The sequence below is a fragment of the Rothia mucilaginosa genome (assembly GCF_901875305.1).
Lineage (GTDB): Bacteria > Actinomycetota > Actinomycetes > Actinomycetales > Micrococcaceae > Rothia.
On the sequence record NZ_CABFLY010000001.1, the window covers coordinates 327,760 to 349,197 of the forward strand.

The window sequence follows — 21,438 nt, forward strand, 5'->3', positions numbered from 1 at the left end:
CCGCGGGCTTGAGCTGCATGTTTAGGGGAGGCGTGTGAGCCTCTGGAACGAGAAGTACATGGGGTTCTTCGTACCCGACTCATCGAGCAGGTAGCCCTTCTCGCTATTCTCCCAGGCACTCTCGGAAGTTACCCGCCAGCACCCGTTCGGGGAGCCTGCCGCGCAACTTCCGTGAGAGTCAGCAAGCTGCAGTTCGGGTGCTCGCGTGTCACCGGTCATCTCGTTGCCTTCCTGGCAGTAGAAGAGCGTGCGCTCGACCGTTTCCACCCGGCCGAAGGCGGGTAGGTCGGTGCGGGAGAGCGCCTCCGCGTACACGGAACCGCCGCCAATAATCCAGGCATCAACCGCGGCAGTATCTGCGGTATCAGCATCTGCGGGAGCATCCTCAACCGGTGCACCCGCGGCGTCACGAGCCGCGTACAGTGCAGCATCCAGCGAGGGAACCCACAGGGCGCCATCACGCTCTTCAGCTTCAGAAACCGAACGGCTAATCACAATATTCGTACGGCCCGGCAGGGGACGGAAACGGGGCGGGAGAGACTCCCACGTGCGGCGACCCATAATCACCGGAGCGCCCAGCGTCACCTTCTTGAAGTGCGCCAAATCCTCCGGAGCGTACCAGGGCATATCCCCGTCACGACCAATGACGCCGGCGTCAGTTTGAGTCCAAATAGCGCCCAGACGATACATCATGCCTCCTTGCTACCTGCAACTAGACCGCAACCGGGGCGGCAATACCGGGGTGGTGCTTATAATCCACCAGCTCAAAGTCTTCGTACTCGTAATCGAAAATAGAAGGCTTCTTCGTCTTAATAACCAGCTTCGGGTACGGGTACGGCTCGCGCGGCGGGTAGGGGTTACCCTCCGGGTCGGTGCCGTAGCCCAGCTGCTTCTTCACCTGCTCCAGGTGGTTCGAGTAGATGTGGCAGTCGCCGCCGGTCCAGATGAAATCGCCCGGAACCATGCCCACCTCTTCGGCGATTAGGTAGGTCAACAGCGCGTAGGAGGCGATGTTGAAGGGCACGCCCAGGAACATGTCCGCGCTACGCTGGTACAGCTGGCAGGACAGTTCCTTCACACCGTCCGCGCGTTCGTGCACGTAGAACTGGAAGAGTGCGTGGCAGGGCGGCAACGCCATGTTGTCCACCTCGGCAGGGTTCCAGGCCGAAACAATATGGCGGCGCGAGCTCGGGTTATTCTTCAGCGAGTCGATGACCTTGGCAATCTGGTCAATCGTGCCGCCGTCGGGGGTCGGCCAGGAACGCCACTGCACGCCGTACACCGGGCCCAAATCACCGTTTTCGTCAGCCCACTCATCCCAGATGGTCACACCGCGCTCTTGCAACCAGCGAACGTTCGAGGAACCGCGCAGGAACCACAGCAGCTCAATAGCCACCGACTTAAAATGCACACGCTTGGTGGTAATCAGCGGGAACGACTCACGCAGATCAAAACGCATCTGACGGCCAAACACGCCGAAAGTGCCGGTGCCGGTGCGGTCAGAACGCTGGGCATCCGCCGCAATAGCGTCCTTGTTCTCCTCGAGGATGTCGCGCAGAAGATCTTCGTACGGGGTGGGGATGGGTGCGTCGCTCATGATGAACCTTCGTGGTAGTTCGTGCGGGAGGGCCTGGCACGGCTCGTGCCGGGCCGTCTATCCATTGTAGAAGCGCGAACGCGCCGAAGCATAAGAATCGGCGCGTTCGCAGTCAGACGTTAAAAGCGGAGGACTAATCCAGGGCCGGGCGCACCCGCTCCACCGAAACGATACGCGGGTTCTCACCCTCGGTCACCTGCAACACCAGGGCGTCACCGGGCTCCAGGTAAGGATTAGCATCCGGCAGGATATCGGCGGGCGACCCCTCCCACAGATACTCGCTTAGAACCTCCATGACGACCGGTAGCACGGGGCGGTGCGTACACAGCAACGAGGGCGCATCCTTCTCGAAGAGCGAAGTCACAGCGCGGGTCGTGCGCGCCGGGTGGCGCTGAGCGCCAGCCTCTGAAAGAGACTTCTTCTCCTTAATCGCCACGCCGTGCTCCACAGCGTAGGGGGTCACCGTCTGCAGGCAACGCAGCCACGGTGAGGAGAGAATTCGGCTGGGCGCCCAGGCGGCATAAAGACCGCTGGAGGCAAGAGCCTGGCGCTTGCCGGTGCCCGCTAGCGGACGGTCATCCTCGGCAGCAGCCCAGTGCGAACGCGGCTTAGCCTTCGCGTGGCGGGCAATGATGACGGGGCGGGTGCGTAGCGCATCCGCCTCACGCAGAGCCTCGAGGGAATCCAACGGGCCCAGGTCATCCCGATTGGTTAGCAGGGCACGGGCCACCTCGGGAGTCACCCAACGCAGCTCGTCCACTTCGCCCTCATCGGCGAGGGCACGAGCGCCCTCGGGAAGCTGAGCGGACCAGTAGAAGACATCCTTGGGACGGCCGCCCACGGGGTAGGAGGTGACGGCCAGCGGTACACCCAGGGTCACCTGCAGGCCCACTTCCTCACGAATCTCGCGGATCGCGGTCTCGGCGAGGGATTCGCCCGGGTCCTGCTTGCCCTTGGGCCAGGACCAGTCGTCATAGTTGGGGCGGTGGATGATGAGCACCTCGAAGATATCGTCGCGCACGCGCCAGATTAGTGCGCCGGCGGCAACGATTTCTGCGGTATTGGCGGGGGAACGATCGACGCTGTTCACCGCGTCGAAGCGTCGGGCCGAGTAGTAGATGGAGGAGGAATCCTGCGGGGCCATGTCTCTCTAGTCCTTGGTGGTTGGGTCTGCACGGCGCAGTGGAAGCGCCGGGTTCCGCGTCTTATTGTACGGGAGAAAAACCACAATCTGTCACCTCGACGTAACCTTCTGTTCACCTTTGCCTCTTAGAAGCGGGTACGGGAAGGGAAAAGACCCGCAGGGTAGCGAGGAGCCCCGCTCCCCACCGTACGGGGTGGGAAGCGGGGCTCCTCACAGAAAGCACGATACCGAGACCGGCCTAGACCTTATCCACGTTCTTACGCGAACGCGAACGCAGGTAGTAGGACTGCACGTCCTGCAGGGGCTTGCCCTCGCTATCGGTGTTGTGGCGGGTCCAGGTGCCATCCGCGGCCAGGTGCCAGGTACGCGAGGAATCACTCATGTAGGTAGTGAACATGTCGAGCAGGTACTTAATGTGGCGCGGATCCTTAATCTGCACAAGCGCCTCGATGCGACGGTCCAGGTTGCGGTGCATCATGTCAGCCGAGCCGATGTACACGACAGGTTCCCCCGCGTTTTCAAAGGCGAATACGCGCGAGTGCTCCAGGAATCGGCCCAGGATTGAGCGCACGCGAATGTTCTCGCTCAGACCGGGAACGCCGGGACGCAGGGCACAGATACCGCGCACGACCACATCCACCGGCACGCCCGCCTGGGAAGCACGGTAGAGCGAGTCGATGACGGCCTCGTCCACCATCGAGTTGCACTTAATCTGAATCTTGGCCGGCTTACCCGCCTGGTGATTCTCGATTTCATGGTCGATGCGCTCAATCAGGCCGCTACGCAGGGAACGGGGCGCGACCAGCAGCGACTTGTAGCTGGTCTTCGGGGCGTAGCCGGAGAGCTGATTGAACAGGCGTGAGACGTCCTCGCAAATCTGCTCGTCGCAGGTGATGATGCCCAGGTCCTCGTAGAAACGGGCCGTGGAGGGGTGGTAGTTACCGGTACCGATGTGGGCGTAACGACGCAGGTGGTCACCTTCGCGGCGCACCACCAGGGAGAGCTTGCAGTGCGTCTTCAGCCCCACGATGCCGTACACCACGTGCACGCCGGCGCGCTCAAGCTTGCGAGCCCACGAGATGTTGGCCTCTTCGTCGAAGCGGGCTTTAATCTCAACCAGCGCCACGACCTGCTTGCCAGCCTCCGCGGCTTCAATCAGGGCGTCCACGATGGGGGAGTCGCCACTGGTGCGGTACAGGGTCTGCTTGATGGCCTGTACTCGCGGGTCAGCGGCGGCCTGCGCCAGGAAAGCCTGCACGCTGGTGGCGAAGGAATCGTAGGGGTGGTGTAGCAGCACGTCGTGATCGCGGGCGGCGGCGAAGACATCCGCTGCCTTAGCGGTCTCTGCGGCATTGAGCCAGCGGGAAGTGTGAGCAATGTGCTTGGGGTAGTGCAGCGCCGGGCGGTTAGCGCGCACGATGGCGCCCAAGCCACGCAAATCCAGCGGGGCCGGCAGACGGTACACCTCGGACTCGTCGATGTTCAGTTCCGAAATCAGCAGGTCGAGGATGGTGGGATTAATAGTGTTCTCAACCTCCAAACGTACCGGCGGGCCGAAGCGGCGGCGCAGAAGCTCCTTCTCCAGGGCCTTCAGCAGGTTCTCGGCATCGTCCTCTTCCACCTCGAGGTCCTCGTTACGGGTCACGCGGAAGACGTGGTGCTCCACGACCTCCATGCCGGGGAAGAGCGTGTCGAGGTGCTCAGCGATGATGTCTTCGAGCGGAATGTAGCGGCTTTCACGGCCGGCCGTGTTGGCTGCGCGGGAGCCGTCCACAGAGACCATACGGTCCAGCTGATCGGGCACCTTAACGCGGGCGAAAAGCTCCTTGCCGGTCTGCGGGTTGCGTACCAACACCGCAAGGTTGAGTGAGAGACCCGAGATGTAAGGGAAGGGGTGCGCCGGGTCAACGGCCAGCGGGGTCAAAATCGGGAAGATATCGCGCATGAACTCCTGACGCAGACGCACCTTAGCGTCCATGTCCAAATCGTCCCAGCCTACGATGCGAATATTCTGCTCCTCCAGAGCGGGTAGCACCTGGTCGTGGAACACCTCGGCGTGGCGTTTCTGCAGCTTGTGGGCGCGCTCGGCAATTTCTTCCATCTGCTCTTCAGGGCTCAGGCCTGCGGCGGAGGGCACAGCCAAACCGGTGGCGATGCGGCGCTTCAGACCGGCCACACGCACCATGAAGAACTCGTCGAGGTTGGAAGCGACGATGGACAAGAAGTTCAGCCGCTCCAACAGGTACAGGTTCGGGTCCTCCGCCAGCTCCAGCACGCGGGTGTTGAAGTCGAGCCAGCTACTCTCGCGGTCGAAGAAACGCTCGGGCCCGAACTCTTCCTCCAGGCTGAAGTAGGATCGCTTCTCGCCCTTCTCGATGCGGTCGCCGCGGGAATCCGCACGCTCAATCTTGGAGATGTCGTTACCGATGTGGATAACGCCGGTCACGGGCGCCGGTTCGGCGGGCTTAGGTTTGGGCGTCTTATTCATACTGTTAGGGACGGGTACCATACTGTACTTCCTTTCCTGTGTGGTAGTGAGCTAAACCGGTGAGTGCGTCTGCAACGGTGCGCCGGAGTAGGGTCGGTAGGGGGCGAGACCTGATTGGCCTCGCCTGTGGGAGAACTAGGCGGGCTGACCGGGTGCGTACATGCGGTCCACCGTGGCCACGCTGAACCCCAGCGAGGTATACAGCGAGTAGGCCGCGGTGTTGTCGGCATCCACGTAGAGCTCGATGGCGTGCAGAGGCTCGCCCGACTCATCAGTAGCTGAGGCCAGGTAGGCCAGCGCTCGCAGGGTTAGGGAGCGGCCCAGGCCGCCTCCTTGAGAGCCTGGGTTTACACCCACAACGTAGATTTCACCGGCGGGAGAGAGCTCGCCGCTCACCTGTCCGGTCGGAATCTTGGTCCAGGTAAACGCCGCAATCGAAGCATCGTCCCCCTTCTCGGAGGCGATGAAGAAGCCCTCGGGCCGGAACCAATCGGAGCCGGTGCGCTCGCGCAAATCGGCCAGGGTGAGCTTGCCCTGCTCGGGGTGGTGTGCGAAGGCGGCGGCGTTGACCCGCAACCAGGGGAATTCGTCGGCATTCGTGTAGGTGCGCATCCGCAGGTTCTCGGGGAGGGCGCGCGCGTCGGAGCGCGCCACGAGGTCCTTGCGGGTGGCCCCGTCCAGCGGCAGAACCATTTTGTAGAGAACGCGTACCGGGCTGAACCCGTGCAGGGTTGCGAAGGCGTGCGCGGGGGTTTCGATTCCGGTGTCGTTGGCGCTTCCGTGCACCCAGAGGCGGTATCGCACGGCCTCCTCACCGAGCTGGCGGACGGCATACTCGAAGAACGCGCTACCGGCACCTCGACCGCGGTAGGTAGGCGCCACAGCCGCTTCGATGACGCCGCCGTCTTCGTCTGAGGCAGGGGTGAGGGCTACGAAGGCTGCTACGACGATGCCGTCATCTTCGGCCAGGAAGAGGTGGGGTGGGGTGAGGGTGCGCTCGCGCAGGGCCTTGGTGAGCTCGATGCGGGTCTGCTCGGAGAACGCCGAGACGCCGTCGTAGGACGCGACCTCGCGGGCAAAAGCATCGAAACGGTCCAGCAACTCGGCGGTGAGCACGGGTTCGGTGTAGACGAGGTCGGGTGAGGGAGGGAGCGTCTGACTGGGGGCCATCATTGCCTTCTTTCGTAGCCTTCTCCTTAACTCTACCGGGGAATATTGCTCTTTGAAGAGTTTGGTCTAGGTTACGAACGAATATGACGGGAGCCAACAGCGTTCCAGCCCGTTATGGGCCGGTTAACGGGCCGAGTTGAAGGAGTATCCCACGTTACGGACAGTCGAAATCATCTGCTCGTACTCGGTACCCAGCTTCGACCGCAGTCGACGCACGTGCACATCAACCGTGCGGGTGCCGCCGTAGTAGGAATCGTAGCCCCAGACCTCCGAGAGCAGCTGCGCGCGAGAAAAGACGCGGCCCGGGTGCATAGCCATGAATTTGAGGAGCTCAAACTCCTTGAAAGTCAGGTTGAGCGCGGCGCCAGAAAGGTGCGCCGAGTAGGCCTGCGTGTCAATCACTAGGTTGCCGGCCCGGATGATGCGTTCCTGGGTCGACTCGTCCTGCGGCTCAGCTTCGCTCACGATGGCCAGACGCAACCGGGCGTCCATCTCGGAGGGGGAAGCTTGGTCCGAAACGATATCGTCCACCTGCCAGGAGGAGGCGACTGCCGCCATTCCGCCCTCGTTAAGAAGCGCGATGAGAGGTAGCTGCAGGCCGGATGCGCGGAGCAACTGGGCGCTATGGCGGGCCTGAACGAGCGCGGTACGGGCATCCAAGATGATTAGGTCGAACCCCTGATCCTCGATAACCTTATGGGCCGTGTCAAGGGGGAAGAGCTGTACCCTGTGGCTGAGGAGGCTTAGGGAGGGAACGACGTCCTGGGTGGTGGTATCGCTGAGAAGTGCAATACGGTACACGTCCTCTCTCCCTTCCTGTGTCACGCGGTAGCTTTAATACAGTCTCTTCTAGTGTACCCGTCCGGGCCTTCACCGCCGGGATCGGTGCTTGCCTCCGGCGAAGGAGACGTTCCGTTGCTGGCCCCTCTTAGGCTCTTTTACGCGGGGGCGTGTGGTAGCTTTAAGGCATGGATAACAATCTTATGGCTCTCGAAGCTTTCTTCATGGTACTGATGGCTATCATCTCCGTGTGCATCGCAATCGGTGCTTTCGCGGTGTTGCGCGGCCTCTTCAGCGGCCAGAAGTAGTCTTCCAATAAGGGCAGAAGCACAAGCCTGACTTAGGGCATTGGGTGGTTCGCGAGCCACCCGCGCCAATGACGGCGTAAACCCCCGCACCGGTTTATCTGGGCGGGGGTTTCCTCTGTTCGTTCCCCTGGTCCTCTACGGGCGGCACGTCTCTGGGCCGCTGGCGAACTCCCGGCAATATCTCTACTCGCTGTCTACTCCGGCCGGTAAAATAGGGGTATGGCTATTGAAATCCCTTCCAACCTAACCCCTGAACTTGTCCCCTTCGCATGGCTCCTCGGCACCTGGGAAGGCACCGGAACCATGTGGTACGAGGGTCAGGAAAACACCCCCTTCGGCCAGATTATTACCTTCGAGCAGGATGGCCTGCCCTTCATCGAGTACCGCGCCGAATCCTTCCTCCTCGATGACGAGGGTAAGAAGCTCCGCCCCATCACCGTAGAGACCGGTTTCTGGCAGATTGACCGCCCCCTCACCGATGCTGACGGCGGCTTCGGCATCGTTCCCAAGGACGTTGTTCCCGCCTTCGCTGACGCTGAGAGCGTTGAGACCCTGCGTAACGAGGATGACGGCTTCTCCCTGCTCGCAACTATCGCCCACCCCGGCGGTATCAGCGAGAATTACGTGGGCATGGTCAAGGGCCCGGTCGTGCGCATGCAGACCGGCAACCTGCTCCGCGACGAAATTTCCCACGAGTACGCCGGTTCAGTGCGTCTGTGGGGCCTGGTCAACGGCAACCTCATGTGGGACTGGGAAATTGCGGATGCTGAGGGTAAATTGCACAAGCACGCTTCCGCTGAGCTACGTAAGACCTCCTCGATGACCGGCGACTCCCTGGGAACCTCGATGTTCGGTTCCCTGGATGGCGAAGAGCCCACCGGCGAGCCTTCCGATAAGCCCGCCGCCGAATAGTTCGTGTCAATCATCAGAGCCTGCCCCGCTCCACGGCGGGGTGGGTTCTTTTGCGTGAAAGGTATATTCTTCGTGACTGAATCTTTGACAGGTCCGACCCGGCATGAGACCGAGCAGAGCCGGACCGCACACCTCACGAGCCCCCTGCTTTCGGTGAGGGGCGCTTTCGCCGCCGGCGGCCCCGACGAGGGTGTAGCGGCCCACTACGGCGACCCCATCCACGAACAGCGAGCCCTGAGCCGGGACCGTTCCGCCGGGGCGGACGAACCCCTGGTAGTGGTGGACCGCTCATCCCTCGGTGTCGTGCGTGTGTCAGGCCCGGACCGCCTGACCTGGTTGACCTCCATCGCTTCGCAGATTCTGAGCGATATGAAGGCCGGTGACAGCCGCGAGTTTCTGCTGCTGACCCCGCAAGGACGCATCGAGTACGCCCCGGCTGCGATTGAAGACGGCGAGGCGCTTTGGCTCATTGTGGAGGGCTACCAGGCCCAGCCGCTCACTGATTACCTGAACCGCATGAAGTTCATGCTGCGCGTCGAGATTCAGAATCTCAGCGACGAGTACGCCGTGCTTGAGACGAGCCGCGATCCCCGCGGCGCCGAAAGCGTGCATCCTGCCCTGGCTGCCGCGCTTGCCGGCGCCTCCGTCGAAGGCCTGCCGGTGTGGGAAGACCCCTGGAACACTCCCGCCCCGGGAGGCTACCGCTATGACGAGGCCGGGGACGCACACCCGGGCGCTGACTACGTGCGCTTCTGGACGATCGTTCCCCGTGGGGTACTGAACGTTCTGGCGGAGAACCGCGAGGACGTGCGCCTCGCGGGCGTGTGGGCTGCCGAGGCCCTGCGCATCGAGGCCTGGCGCCCTCGCTACGCTACCGAAGTGGATGATAAGAGCATTCCGCAGGAACTGGATTACTCCCGCACCGCCGTGCACTTCGACAAGGGATGCTACAAGGGGCAGGAGACTGTGGCACGCGTGCACAACCTGGGCCGCCCGCCGCGCCGTCTGGTATTCCTGGACATCGACGGTTCGGAGCACACCCTACCTGCCGTTGGCAGTGAGCTTTTCGTGGAGGGCAAGGCCCGTCCGGTCGGCCGCATCACTTCGGTGGCGCTGCATCACGAGGCTGGGCCTATCGCCCTGGCCGTTATCAAACGCGGTGTCAATCCGAAGGCGCCCCTGCGCGCGGTGGACGGTGGGGACTTCCTTCCCGACGGTTCCCCGGCCCCGGCCACGGAGTATGCGGTGGCCCAGACGACCGTGGTTTCACCCGAGTCGGGTGAGGTGGCGCGCCGGTCTCTCTCCGGCCAGGAATTCTTGAAGCGCTAGGAACCGTTCCTCGGTTCTTTCTAGAAGCGTAGAAACCGCCGAGGCGGGCACTCGTGGTGAGTGCCCGCCTCGGCGGTTTTATGTAGAGGGTGCGGCTTAGCGGCCGAAGAGCACGGAGGCCTCGTCCCAGCGTTCCTGCGGCACGGACTTCAGACCAGCCAATGCCTCTTCGAGGGGTACGTACTTGATTTCGGTGCCCTGAACGGAGACCATCTTGCCCCACAGCTTCTGTGCAACCATATCCACTGCGCCCATGCCCAAGCGGGTTGCGAGCACACGGTCGTAGCCGGTGGGTGCGCCACCGCGCTGGATGTGGCCGAGGATGGTGTTACGGGTTTCGATGCCGGTCATGGCCTCGATCTCGTGGGTGATGTACTCACCGATACCACCGAGGCGGGGGCGGCCGTCCTTTTCGGTACCCTTGTTAGCCATGACGTCATCGAAGCCTTCGGGGATGAAACCTTCAGCGACAACGACTAGGGGAGAACGGCCACGGTCGTGTACTTCCTTGACCCATTCTGCAACCTGCTCCATGGAGACGGTCACTTCGGGAATCAGGATGGCGTGTGCGCCTGCAGCCATACCGGAGTGCAGTGCAATCCAACCGACGTGGCGGCCCATAACCTCTGCGACCATGCAACGGTGGTGCGATTCACCGGTGGTGCGGATGCGGTCCATGGCTTCGGTTGCGATGGAGACTGCGGTGTCGAAACCGAAGGTGTAGTCGGTTGCACGCAGGTCGTTGTCGATGGTCTTGGGAACACCGATGACGGGCAGGCCTGCGTCTGCCAGGCGCTTCGCACCTGCGAGGGTACCTTCACCACCGATAGCGACGATGGCGTCGATACCGTGACGCTCCATCATGATTTCGATGTTTTCGGGGCCACCGTTGGGGCCGTCGAAGGGGTTGGTGCGGGAGGTGCCGATGATGGTGCCGCCCTGGGATGCCAGGCCGCGGACCTTCTGACGGGGCAGATCTATGTAATCGCCCTCGACGACGCCGCGCCAACCGTCACGGAAGCCGACGAATTCGTAACCGTACTTCTTGACACCGTTAAGCACGGCACCTCGAATAACAGCGTTCAGGCCGGGGCAGTCGCCGCCGGAAGTAAGCAGACCGATCTTCATGTTGGCTCCTTGTGAATGTCTGCGCGTCGGGGGTGTGTTGCGCGCGTATATAACTATGGCCTCCACGAATCGGCATGCACGTGTGAGTGCCGCTCGGGAGGTCATTCTCTTAGTCTCTATTTTAGCGGGGTTTGGGGCGTGTGGGTAGTGGTGGATTGGGGTGGGAGTGGCCTCATCCCGGTATAAAAGTTCAGGTACTTTACACCCTCAGTCGGCATATTTTGAGCGGGTGCTTGTCGTATCCGCGCCCTGGCAACGAAGAGGCGCCCGGGGTCTGCCTCCACCACTGCGGTGGGGACGGGCCCCGGGCGCTCAAAAAATATTTAACGATTCGTGAAACGTATTCGTAAGAGGCGACTAATCGCGTGCGCGACCCAGCAGATTCTGCAGACGGGCTACGCCCTCGGCTAGGTCGTCATCTCCCAGAGCGTAGGAGAGTCGCAGGTAGCCGCTGGGGCCGAAGGCCTCACCGGGAACGACGGCGACTTCGGCCTTCTCGAGGATGAGCTCGGCGAGCTCGGCGCTGGTCTGGGGGCGTACGCCGTCAATCTCCTTGCCCAGCAGTTCGCGAACGTCAGGGTAGGCGTAGAACGCGCCGGTAGGCACGGGGCAGTGCACACCTTCGATGGCGTTGAGGCCTTCGACGATGGCGCGGCGGCGGCGATCGAAGGCTGCATGCATGACCTTCACGTCGTCCTGCGGGCCGGTCAGGGCGGCCAGAGCGGCACGCTGGGCGATGTTATTGACGTTGGAGGTCATGTGCGACTGCAGGTTAGAAGCCGCGGCAATCACGTCGCGCGGGCCGATCATCCAACCCACGCGCCAGCCGGTCATGGCGTAGGTCTTGGCCACGCCGTTGAGGATGACGCAGTGATCGGCCAGCTCGGGCACGGCCTTCAGGATTGAGACCGAGTCGGTGCCATCGTAGGTGAGGTGCTCGTAAATCTCATCGGTAAGAACGAAGATGCCTTTGCTCAGCGCCCACTCGCCAATAGCGCGGGTTTCCTCTTCGGTGTACACGGCACCGGTCGGGTTGGAGGGGGAGACGAAGATGAGTGCCTTGGTAGCGGGGGTGTAGGCTTCTTCGAGCTGCTCGACGGTGACCTTGTAGTGCTGGTCACTACCGGCAAAAACCTCGATGGGGTTACCGCCGGCCAGGCGGATGCACTCGGGGTAAGTGGTCCAGTAGGGAGCCGGCAGGAGTACGTCGTCACCCTCGTCGATGACCGTAGCAAAAGCCTGGTATACGGCCTGCTTGCCGCCGTTGGTCACGATGACCTGGGAGGGGTCGACCTCAACACCGGAGTCGCGCAGGGTCTTTTCCGCGATGGCCTTCTTCAGCTCGGGCAGACCGGAAGCGGGGGAGTAACGGAAGTTCTTGGGGTCCTTCAGCGCTTCGTGGGCAGCATCCACGATGTGTGCGGGGGTAGCAAAGTTGGGTTCGCCAGCGCCGAAGCCGATAACGGGGCGTCCTTGGGCCTTGAGTGCTTTGGCCTTTGCATCAACGGCAAGGGTTGCGGAGGGTGCGATGGCACCGATACGGCTGGAAATGCGCGCCATGGGGGCTCTCTTCTTTCTTATTGTGTGCGTTGCCGGGCAAAATGCCGGTGTAGTCGTAACCGGCGGGCCCGTCGGAGGGCGCACGGGTGCATCACCTCGTGCGTTCCTTGTGTGTTAAGATGCGTTCTCTTTTATAGGATACGGGCGCCGGCTGGGATAGGGGGCCTCTGGAAGAAGGAATGGACAGCCTTTTTCTGAAAAATATTGCGTTCTGGAGTTGCACGAGCGTATCGGCATGGTTTAGAGTTAGTTCTGCACCCGCAAGGGTGTAATTGTTTGCCCCTCTAAAGCCCACTGGCTTAGGAGGCAATGGAGGAGCGAACGAGTGAGAAGCAACTCTCACACCGAAGCTCAGGCTTCAAAGGGTGGTGGCTCAATTGGTAGAGCAGCGGTCTCCAAAACCGCAGGTTGCAGGTTCGAGTCCTGTCCGCCCTGCTCAAATTGCCTCAATAGATGATTGTACGCCCGCACTCCGGGCGTACTTTTTTAGATACAGAAAGGGGCAGAAGAAATGGCATCGTCTGCTACTGCCGCTCAGGCTGCTGAGTCTGGCGCATCCTCGAAGAGCGATCAGAAGCGCGGTTTCTTCGGCCGTATTTTTGCATTCCTCCGCGAAGTTATCGCGGAGTTGAAGAAGGTTACCACCCCCACCGGACGCGAGCTACTTGGTTACTTCCTTGCGGTTCTGCTGTTCGTTGTGGTGATGCTCCTGCTGATTTCTGGGCTGGATTATTTGTTTGGCCAGGGAGCATTCTGGATTTTTGGTAACGGAACGATTCAGCGTAATTAGGTCATCGACATTGGCCGCCCCCGGCGGGGTGTTGTGCCGAGTGTCATAATTTTTTCCGGATTATTGATTGGTGCTGTGTATGCAGTGCAGCCAGATCGTAAACGATAGAAAGTAGGAGCGACGTGTCCGAGCAGGAACTGGTATCCGAGATTGAAGAGGTCGAGGTAGCCGCTGCTGAGGCTGCCGAAGAGGTCGAGGCTGCTGAGCAGCTGGCCGAGGAGGCTACCGAGGTTGTTGAAGCAGCTGAGGAAGTCGACGCTCTGGAGGAATTCAAGTCGAAGCTACGCCGTCAGGTGGGCGACTGGTACGTGGTGCACACCTACTCGGGTTACGAGAACAAGGTGAAGACCGGTATCGAGACCCGTATCCAGAACCTTGAGGCCGAGGACGAGATCTTCGAGGTCCAGGTTCCCATGGAGACCGTGGTCGAGTTCAAGAACACCGTGAAGAAGACCATTCGTCGCGTGCGCGTTCCCGGCTACGTGCTGGTCCGTATGGAACTGACCGACCACTCGTGGGGCGTTGTGCGCCACACCCCGGGCGTGACCGGCTTTGTGGGCCAGGATGCATACAACCCGGTTCCGCTACGTATGGAGGAAGTCTTCGAGATGCTCCTGCCCGTCTTCGAGGAGCAGCAGCAGAGCCAGGGTCTGCCTGTCTCCAAGCCTGTCGTTGAGTCCGACTACACTGTGGGTGAGAACGTCCGCGTGAAGTCCGGCGCATTCGAGGGCATGGACGCCACCGTGTCTGAGATTAAGGCTGAGGCTCAGCAGATTGTCGTGATGATTTCCGTCTTCGGGCGAGACACCCCTGTGACCCTGAGCTTCACTGAGATCGAGAAAATCTAACGAGGTTGTAGAGTTCAACGTGAGCGATGAGCGAGCCCGGTACCCAAGAGGGGCCGGGCTCGCTCTGCGTTAACCCACCCCTTTTTGCGGCCCCGTCGCCAGTCGTTCACTCCAGCGCGCGCCTCCGATGTTAGCGAATACCGGTGAGCACTGGATTAAGTGGTGGATTAACGCTAGAATCTTAGTTTGTGTATGCGCACGTTACGCTTTCGTGCGTGCACACCGATGACCGCGCCACGGTCATCACCCTGCCGGCGTACGCTCCTGTGCGTCGGTTCCCAGCTAAGAAAAGGACCCTACATTGGCTCCCAAGAAGAAGGTCACTGGCCTCATTAAGCTGCAGATCCAGGCAGGCGCCGCTAACCCGGCTCCCCCCGTCGGCCCCGCACTGGGTTCGCACGGTGTGAACATCATGGAGTTCTGCAAGGCATACAACGCTGCAACCGAGTCGCAGCGCGGTAACATCATCCCCGTTGAGATTACCGTCTACGAGGATCGCTCCTTCACCTTCATCACCAAGACCCCTCCGGCTGCTCAGCTGATCAAGAAGGCTGCTGGCGTTGCTAAGGGTTCCGCTGTTCCTCACACCACCAAGGTTGGTTCGCTGACCGAGGCTCAGGTGCGCGAGATCGCAGAGACCAAGATGCCCGACCTGAACGCAAATGACCTGGATGCTGCATCCAAGATCATCGCGGGTACCGCTCGTTCCATGGGTATCACCGTCGAGTAATTTCGGCTAGTCCGAAGAGCCGAGTAATCGGCACCGTAGATTTTCTACACAGAACTTGTAAATGCCCGTCGAGTGACGGGATGTGGCAGAGCCGAGCGCGGCTCACGAGACCACAACTGCATAAGGAGAAAAGCAGATGGCAAAGCGCAGCAAGGCGTACAAGGCAGCTGTAGCCAAGATTGAAGAGGGTAAGCTCTACACCCCCGCTGAGGCAGTTGCCCTGGCGAAGGAGACCTCTTCCACCAAGACCGACGCAACCGTTGAGGTTGCAATGCGTCTGTCCGTTGACCCCCGTAAGGCAGACCAGATGGTTCGCGGTACCGTGAACCTGCCCCACGGCACCGGTAAGACCGCTCGCGTGGTCGTTATCGCAGCAGGCCCCAAGGCTGCTGAGGCTGAGGCAGCTGGCGCTGACTTCGTTGGTTCCGACGAGCTGATCGCAAAGATTGCTGGCGGCTGGACCGACTTCGACGCAGCGGTTGCAACCCCCGACATGATGGGTAAGGTTGGTCGCCTGGGTAAGATTCTGGGTCCCCGTAACCTGATGCCGAACCCCAAGACCGGTACCGTGACCATGGATGTTGCAAAGGCTGTTGCAGACATCAAGGGCGGCAAGATTGACTTCCGCGTTGACCGTAACTCCAACCTGCACTTCATCATCGGTAAGGCTTCCTTCACCGCTGAGCAGCTCGAGGAGAACTTCCAGGCAGCCCTGGAAGAGGTCAACCGTCTGAAGCCCTCTTCGGCTAAGGGCCGTTACATCTCCAAGGCAACTGTTGCTACCACCTTCGGCCCCGGTATCCCCGTTGATCCGGCTGCCGTTGCTGCCTAAGGTATGCACCTGTAGCGTCTAGCATTCGCTAGTGATCGCCCCCGACGTTTAGCCGTCGGGGGCGATTTTTTTTGTGCATGATTTTGTCTGTGTGAAGATTCAAAACACAGCGTGAAGATTCAAGACATTGCGTGAAGATTCAAGACATTGCGTGACCGGAATCGGTTAAAGTACGTCACGGATTTCCAGCTTATATAGGCTTAAAACATAGAATGATTTTCTGGTCCCTGGTTCCTATGGCGTTGCCCATGCCCCGGCACCGTCGAAACACATATTAGGGCTGCGTGCCCTCATCCTGCCCTACAACTATGAGAGGTAAAACCTAATGCCTTCTTCCCTTCAGAGCGAGCAGAGTGCCCGTCGGGGCCTTAGCGTACCGGTTAATTATTTTGCGGTGGCGCTGGGTACCGGCGCGTTGGGTGCTGCCTGGCGTACTGGCGCCTCGAAGGGGATGGCGCCTGATTGGGTGGGCGAGAGCATCCTGGCTTTTAACGCCGTGGTGTGGCTGCTCCTTGTGGGTTTTCTGGTTCACTCGGTGGTGAAGTACCGTGCGTGGGTGCGTGGTTTTTGGGAACATCCGGCGCGTACCTGCTTCTTTTCGCTGGTTCCGGCGACGACGGCGCAGGTGGGGGCTTCTCTCTATCCTTACGCCGAGGCGCCAGCTCTTACCTTGGTAACGCTGGGGGCGGTAGGTCAGCTGTATTTTGCGACTCACCGCATTGCTGGAACCTGGCGTGGTGGGTATGCTCCCGAGGCTGCTTCTCCGGTGCTGTATCTGCCGACTGTGGCCACGAATTTTGCGACGGCTACAGCCATGGGGTTCGTGGGTTGGCATGATATGGCCATGCTTTTCTTTGGTGCGGGTTTGATTTCGTGGTTCAGCATTGAGGCCGTGATCCTGAGTCGTCTGCGCACCCTGACTCCTTTACCTCGGGGGGAGCGTGGTGTCATCGGTATTCAGATGGCCCCGCCTTTTGTGGGTGGTAACGCCTACCTTGCGGCTAACGGTGGCACGGTGGATTGGTTCTTCCTGGTGCTGACCGGCTACGGCATTTTGCAGCTAATTTTCCTGATGCGGTTGCTCCCCTGGGCTCTTGAGGGAGGCTTCTCAATGAGCATGTGGGGTTTCTCCTTCGGTATGGCTTCTATGGCTGCGAGCGGTATTCGGCTGGTTTCTGTGGGCTCGCTGGGGCCGGTGGCCCCGGCGTTGACGGTAATCGGTACAGCTTTTCTTGTTTTCCTGTGGCTGGGCACGCTGTACTTGGCTGTCAAGGGGCGCCTGCTGGTGCGCCCGAGCTAGGCCGCTTGCCTGTGCGAAACCTGCCGTTTTATGACGTTTCTTATCTTGCGTGGGGTCGAGCGGAGGAACGAATCATCCATAATGAGGGAATGACTTCTGTACCTCCTCATCGCTCTTCTTCTGCTGCTCCCGGAGCTATCGCATCTGAGGAGTCCTTTGACGGGCTGCGCATCCGGGGTATTTCTAAAACTTTTGGGGCTAATACTACGGTTCTGCGTGAGATTGACCTGGATGTTCGGCCCGGCGAGATGATTTCGCTGGTGGGTTCTTCGGGCACCGGTAAGTCGACGCTGTTGCGTATTATTGCTGGGCTGGAGGATCCCACGACGGGTCGGGTAACCTACGGCGGTCAGCCTCTGGAGCGCGGCTCGGTGGGTGTGGTGTTTCAGCGCCCGATTCTGTACCCGCACCTGAGCGTGAAGGATAATATTCTCTTCCCTACGCGTTTGCGTGCTTTTTCGGGTGAGGCCAATATGGACTATTACCGCGAGTTGCTGGCCGCTCTGAAGCTTGAGGAGCTGGAGAACCGTAAGCCTTCGCAGCTGTCGGGTGGTCAGGCGCAGCGTGTGGGTATTGCGCGTGCTCTCATTCGTCGTGCCCCTGTGGTTCTTTTTGACGAGCCCCTGGCCAGTGTTGATGAGGAGATGAGTGCGAGTATCCGGGCCGACATTGTGCGTCTGCACGAGCGTTACGGTTTCACGGGTCTGTATGTGACTCACGATCAGAACGAGGCGCTCATGCTGGGTCATCGCGTGGCGGTGATGGATTCCGGCTACCTGGTGCAGGTGGATACTCCGGGCCGCCTGTTGGATTATCCTCACACTTTGCAGGTGGCGAAGCTGCTTTCGGCTCCTGCTCTGAATCTGCTGGATATTGAACCCGAAGCTTCTCTGCCTGCTGATTGCCGCCTGGCGATTCGTGCTTCTTCCTTCTATGAACTGGGTGAGGGAGATGCCGAACAATCGCACGGCGTCCTGTCGGCGCAGGTTCTGGGGCAGCGCCACCTGGTGGGTGGCATGCTCTACCGTGCGGCTCTGAGTGAGACTGCAACTTTGCCGGTGGCTTCGGAGCAGCTGGGGGAGGATGGTCACCCCGTGGAGCCCTCGAATGTTGAAGAGGCTGAATACTCGGTGCGGGTGCCGGCCGGTCAGGAGCTGGAATTCTTCGTTTCTGATGCTGAAGGAATCTCCCACGTAACCGGTAGTACGGTACGTCTGGCCGTCGCCCCGCAGCGGTGCTTCCTCTTCTCCGAGGGTAAGCGCTTCTACCTGGGCGAATAGGCTGATTGGCGTTGTGCTGAGGCCGATAGATCCCGCTGTTGGCGGGGGTTATGAGCTTTTTAAGTGATTAACCCCGCTTAATGGCGGGATTTTCTTGTTTTAACTTGCGACCTGTTCGAGAACCTGAGATGATAAACGAACCAAAGACCGCCGGTCTAGAACTATGTCCTTTATCCCCATCCCGGTGGAGGTCGAGGACAGGGTTCTGATAAGAGCTGATTTCCCTCAAGAAATCGCCGCCCGCGTAGGTGAACTCGAAGTGAATAGCCGATAACCCCTCGAGGGTTCCGTCTATCGTGCCTCGTACGCCTACGCGTCGAGGCATTTTTTATTGCTTGCAATAGTGCTTCGAGGCTCTACCGGCGACCTTACAAGAATCGGAAGAAGGAACTACCATGGCGACTCAGGAAAAGATCGCTGCAGTATCCGAGCTGAAGGAACTCTTCGAAGCTTCGAACGCAGTCATCCTGACCGAATACCGCGGTCTCACTGTTGCACAGCTCAAGGAGCTGCGTCGCGCACTCGGTGCAGAGACCGAATACGCCGTGGTGAAGAACACGCTGGCTGCTATCGCAGCTAAGGAAGCTGGCATCGACGCATTCGAAGGCCACCTCCACGGTCCCTCCGCACTGGCATTCATCAAGGGCGACCTGATTGATGCTGCTAAGGGCCTGCGTGACTTCGCCAAGGCTAACCCCCAGCTGATTGTGAAGAACGGTTACTACGAAGGTGCCGCTCTTTCCGAGGACGACGTCAAGCGTTACGCTGACCTGGAATCCCGCGAGGTTCTGCTGTCCAAGGTTGCAGGTGGCGCAAAGGCTGCCATCGCACGCATCGCACAGGTTGTGGACGCACTGCGCGTCAAGCTGGAGGAGCAGGAAGGCGCAGCTCCCGCTGCTGCCGAGGAGGCATCGGAAGAGGCATAAGCCCCTTTCGTGCTACTGCACCAGCGCTGAGATACTCAGCAGCGTGAACGCGAATATCGTGTAACGCACCCTAAATTTGACCGACCTTCGGGTAGGTACTGAAGATTTACACCGCGGACGTCAGTCCGCACCAGATAGTGAAGGAGCCAAACAATGGCTAAGCTGTCCATCGAAGAACTCATTGCAGCATTCAAGGAACTGTCCCTGGTTGAGGTTTCCGAGTTCGTTAAGGCATTCGAGGAAGAGTTCGACGTCACCGCAGCTGCTCCCGTTGCAGTTGTCGCAGGCGGCGCAGCAGGCGAGGCTGCTGAAGAGAAGTCCGAGTTCGACGTTGTCCTGGAGTCCGCTGGCGACAAGAAGATCGCAGTGATCAAGGAAGTTCGTGCCCTGACCTCCCTCGGCCTGAAGGAAGCAAAGGACCTGGTTGACGGCGCTCCCAAGACCCTGCTCGAGGGCGTTTCCAAGGAAGACGCTGAGAAGGCTAAGGAGCAGCTCGAGGCTGCCGGCGCATCCGTCACCCTCAAGTAATCGACTTCTTCTCGATTCTTACGCGGGCGGTACATCCTTAGGGATGTGCCGCCCTGCGGCATTTAACGGCCTCTGTGGTGCCTCTCTCCTCGGCCCGGTAGGGAGGCTCGGGGTGCCGTATGATGGGATGAGATAACCCAGACATTCTCCCTGACGAAAACGGATAAGACATGAGCGAGCAGAAGAAAAAGAATCAGAAGTCCTCGCCCCGCCCCGCCCGTGACCTGGCGGCGGAGGCTCAGCAGATTCTGGAGGCTTTTGGTGCCGGGGTTCGCGAAGATCGTGACTACCCCGCACTGCACCTGGCTCCTCCGGTAGGCCGCCTGAACGACCCGAACGGCCTTGTCTTTGATGGCAAGCGCTACCATGCTTTCTATCAGTACTCGCCTCTGCACCCCGAACGTATGGTGTACTGGCGTCACGCCGTGAGCGAGGATCTGACTCACTGGACCGATGAGGGTACCGCTCTGGTCCCGGACAGTCGTTATGACTCGCATGGTTGCTACTCGGGTTCTGGGATTAAGGTTCCCGGTGGTTTTGAGTTCTTCTACACCGGTAACGTCAAGGATTCCAAGGGTAACCGCGAGACGTACCAGATTCTTGCCACCGCGGGTGAGGACGCTAAGCCGACTCGCCAGTTGCCCCCGCTGATTTCTGGACCCGAGAAGGGCTACACCGCCCACTATCGTGATCCGCATGTGTTCCAGCGTGACGGCCGCTGGTGGATGGTCATTGGCGCGCAGCGCGAGGATTTGACCGGTGCCGTGGTGGTGTACACCTCTGAGGATCGCCGCGAGTGGACCTTCCGCGGGGAGATTGGCATTAAGGACAAGACCCTCAAGGGTAGTTATATGTTCGAGTGTCCCTCGTTGCTGACTCTGCGTGATGAGCTGACCGGTGAACTGCGTGACGTGCTGATTTTTAGTCCGCAGGGCCTAGAGCCGCTGGGGGAGAAGTACAACAACATCTTCCAGAGCGGTTACATCGTGGGCTCGCTGGATAACAAGACCCTCAAGTTTAAGGTGGAGACCCCCTTCACCGAGCTGGATGCAGGCTTCGAGTTCTACGCCCCGCAGACCATTTCGGGTACCGGCCTGAGCGCTGACCCGGAGGCGCCGCACACCGCAAGCGGCGATGCCCCGGTGATGATCGCCTGGCTCGGCAACGCGGATCAGGATGACCTGCCCTCGTGGAGCCACCGTTGGGTGCATATGTTCACCTACCCGCGTGAGCTGCACCTACGCAACGGCAAGATTTTCCAGCGTCCGGTTCCGCAGCTGAATGACGCGATGGAGATGAAGCCGCTGTACCGCGAGGAGGAGAAGGGTAAGCTCGTGGAGCTGAAGAATGCCTTGACCTTCCGTCTGCGCGGCCGTGTAAATGTGGCTGATGAGCGCGTGAAGCTGAAGATTAAGGACACCCACGGCGTGGCACTGAGTATTGTTCTGGATAAGGACTTTGTGCAGATGGACCGTGGCGGTACTCGCTACACCGAGGGTGGTAGCCTGCGCCGCCGCACCCTGAAGCGTTCGAAGATTCGCGAGTTTGACCTGCTGGTAGACGGTTCGGCTACCGAGCTGTACGTGGGCGGTAAGCTGGCCGCCTCCATGGGGACAGAGGTTATGACGGCTCGCACCTTCTTCAAGGGTGATAAGCGTCGTGTTCGTCTGACCGGTGGCGAGGTGCTGTCTCTGGAGTACGGCCGTCTCTAGGCCTTACCCTGGCTCTTCCATGGGCTGATGTTCGTGAGAGCCGAGCGGAAAGTAAATAAATGTGCCGGAGGGCTCA

Annotated in this window: 19 protein-coding genes and 1 tRNA gene; 12 read left to right on the forward strand and 8 right to left on the reverse strand. The window is 60.3% G+C overall.

The features are described from left to right. Nucleotides 1–21: 21 nt before the first annotated feature. From JX292_RS01425 to JX292_RS01450, 6 genes are all read right to left on the reverse strand, one after another. Nucleotides 22–690: a dihydrofolate reductase gene (locus JX292_RS01425; RefSeq protein WP_204860936.1), complete on the reverse strand. Its 669-nt coding sequence runs from the start codon at nucleotides 688–690 to the stop codon at nucleotides 22–24. 22 nt (nucleotides 691–712) lie between these two features. Then, entirely contained in the window at nucleotides 713–1,597 is an 885-nt protein-coding gene (locus JX292_RS01430; RefSeq protein ID WP_204860599.1) for a thymidylate synthase, read from the reverse strand. Nucleotides 1,598–1,730: 133 nt separating this feature from the next. Beyond that, nucleotides 1,731–2,741: an NUDIX hydrolase gene (locus tag JX292_RS01435; RefSeq protein WP_204860601.1), complete on the reverse strand. Its 1,011-nt coding sequence runs from the start codon at nucleotides 2,739–2,741 to the stop codon at nucleotides 1,731–1,733. Nucleotides 2,742–2,979: 238 nt separating this feature from the next. Further along, on the reverse strand, nucleotides 2,980–5,250 hold the full coding sequence (locus tag JX292_RS01440) for an RNA degradosome polyphosphate kinase (RefSeq protein ID WP_204860602.1): 2,271 nt from the start codon (nucleotides 5,248–5,250) through the stop codon (nucleotides 2,980–2,982). A 114-nt stretch (nucleotides 5,251–5,364) separates the two neighbouring features. Continuing rightward, a complete protein-coding gene (gene mshD / locus JX292_RS01445) occupies nucleotides 5,365–6,399 on the reverse strand; it encodes a mycothiol synthase (protein WP_430538697.1) in 1,035 nt (344 codons plus the stop codon). A 123-nt stretch (nucleotides 6,400–6,522) separates the two neighbouring features. Further along, nucleotides 6,523–7,200, reverse strand: coding sequence for a winged helix-turn-helix transcriptional regulator (locus JX292_RS01450; RefSeq protein ID WP_204860604.1), 678 nt, complete (start codon nucleotides 7,198–7,200; stop codon nucleotides 6,523–6,525). Nucleotides 7,201–7,706: 506 nt separating this feature from the next. Between JX292_RS01450 and JX292_RS01455 the strand changes: the two genes are divergently transcribed. Together JX292_RS01455 and JX292_RS01460 are read left to right on the forward strand one after the other, a co-directional pair. Further along, complete coding sequence (locus JX292_RS01455; protein WP_049331824.1) at nucleotides 7,707–8,399, forward strand: FABP family protein; 693 nt, start codon at nucleotides 7,707–7,709, stop codon at nucleotides 8,397–8,399. A gap of 72 nt (nucleotides 8,400–8,471) precedes the next feature. Further along, complete coding sequence (locus JX292_RS01460) at nucleotides 8,472–9,728, forward strand: YgfZ/GcvT domain-containing protein (RefSeq protein ID WP_239653567.1); 1,257 nt, start codon at nucleotides 8,472–8,474, stop codon at nucleotides 9,726–9,728. Nucleotides 9,729–9,824: 96 nt separating this feature from the next. On the opposite strand, the gene JX292_RS01465 is transcribed toward JX292_RS01460, so the two are convergent. Beyond that, nucleotides 9,825–10,856 carry a 6-phosphofructokinase gene (locus JX292_RS01465; RefSeq protein WP_204860607.1) on the reverse strand — a complete coding sequence of 344 codons (1,032 nt, stop codon included), beginning with the start codon at nucleotides 10,854–10,856 and terminating at the stop codon, nucleotides 9,825–9,827. Nucleotides 10,857–11,213: 357 nt separating this feature from the next. Next, complete coding sequence (locus JX292_RS01470) at nucleotides 11,214–12,416, reverse strand: pyridoxal phosphate-dependent aminotransferase (protein WP_204860609.1); 1,203 nt, start codon at nucleotides 12,414–12,416, stop codon at nucleotides 11,214–11,216. A gap of 362 nt (nucleotides 12,417–12,778) precedes the next feature. On the opposite strand from JX292_RS01470, the gene JX292_RS01475 reads away from it, so the two are divergent. The 10 genes from JX292_RS01475 (at nucleotide 12,779) to JX292_RS01520 (ending at nucleotide 21,362) form a co-directional block, all read left to right on the forward strand. Next, a tRNA-Trp gene (locus JX292_RS01475) sits at nucleotides 12,779–12,851 on the forward strand. Between the two features lie 76 nt (nucleotides 12,852–12,927). Further along, nucleotides 12,928–13,206, forward strand: a complete 279-nt coding sequence (gene secE, locus JX292_RS01480) for a preprotein translocase subunit SecE (protein ID WP_204860611.1) — start codon at nucleotides 12,928–12,930, stop codon at nucleotides 13,204–13,206. A 122-nt stretch (nucleotides 13,207–13,328) separates the two neighbouring features. Continuing rightward, the gene (gene nusG / locus JX292_RS01485; RefSeq protein ID WP_204860614.1) at nucleotides 13,329–14,054 is read left to right on the forward strand and encodes a transcription termination/antitermination protein NusG; all 726 of its coding nucleotides are present in this window, start codon (nucleotides 13,329–13,331) and stop codon (nucleotides 14,052–14,054) included. 301 nt (nucleotides 14,055–14,355) lie between these two features. Further along, nucleotides 14,356–14,784, forward strand: coding sequence for a 50S ribosomal protein L11 (rplK, locus tag JX292_RS01490; RefSeq protein WP_049331838.1), 429 nt, complete (start codon nucleotides 14,356–14,358; stop codon nucleotides 14,782–14,784). 136 nt (nucleotides 14,785–14,920) lie between these two features. After that, nucleotides 14,921–15,616 (forward strand): 50S ribosomal protein L1, encoded by a 696-nt coding sequence (gene rplA / locus JX292_RS01495; RefSeq protein WP_070643089.1) that lies wholly within the window; start codon nucleotides 14,921–14,923, stop codon nucleotides 15,614–15,616. Nucleotides 15,617–15,941: 325 nt separating this feature from the next. Further along, on the forward strand, nucleotides 15,942–16,916 hold the full coding sequence (locus tag JX292_RS01500) for a TDT family transporter (RefSeq protein ID WP_204860615.1): 975 nt from the start codon (nucleotides 15,942–15,944) through the stop codon (nucleotides 16,914–16,916). Nucleotides 16,917–17,005: 89 nt separating this feature from the next. Continuing rightward, nucleotides 17,006–18,196, forward strand: coding sequence for an ABC transporter ATP-binding protein (locus tag JX292_RS01505; protein ID WP_204860617.1), 1,191 nt, complete (start codon nucleotides 17,006–17,008; stop codon nucleotides 18,194–18,196). Nucleotides 18,197–18,591: 395 nt separating this feature from the next. Beyond that, nucleotides 18,592–19,122: a 50S ribosomal protein L10 gene (rplJ, locus tag JX292_RS01510; protein ID WP_204860619.1), complete on the forward strand. Its 531-nt coding sequence runs from the start codon at nucleotides 18,592–18,594 to the stop codon at nucleotides 19,120–19,122. A 153-nt stretch (nucleotides 19,123–19,275) separates the two neighbouring features. Then, nucleotides 19,276–19,650 (forward strand): 50S ribosomal protein L7/L12, encoded by a 375-nt coding sequence (gene rplL, locus JX292_RS01515; protein ID WP_049331852.1) that lies wholly within the window; start codon nucleotides 19,276–19,278, stop codon nucleotides 19,648–19,650. Between the two features lie 170 nt (nucleotides 19,651–19,820). After that, on the forward strand, nucleotides 19,821–21,362 hold the full coding sequence (locus JX292_RS01520; protein ID WP_204860621.1) for a glycoside hydrolase family 32 protein: 1,542 nt from the start codon (nucleotides 19,821–19,823) through the stop codon (nucleotides 21,360–21,362). Nucleotides 21,363–21,438 lie beyond the last annotated feature (76 nt).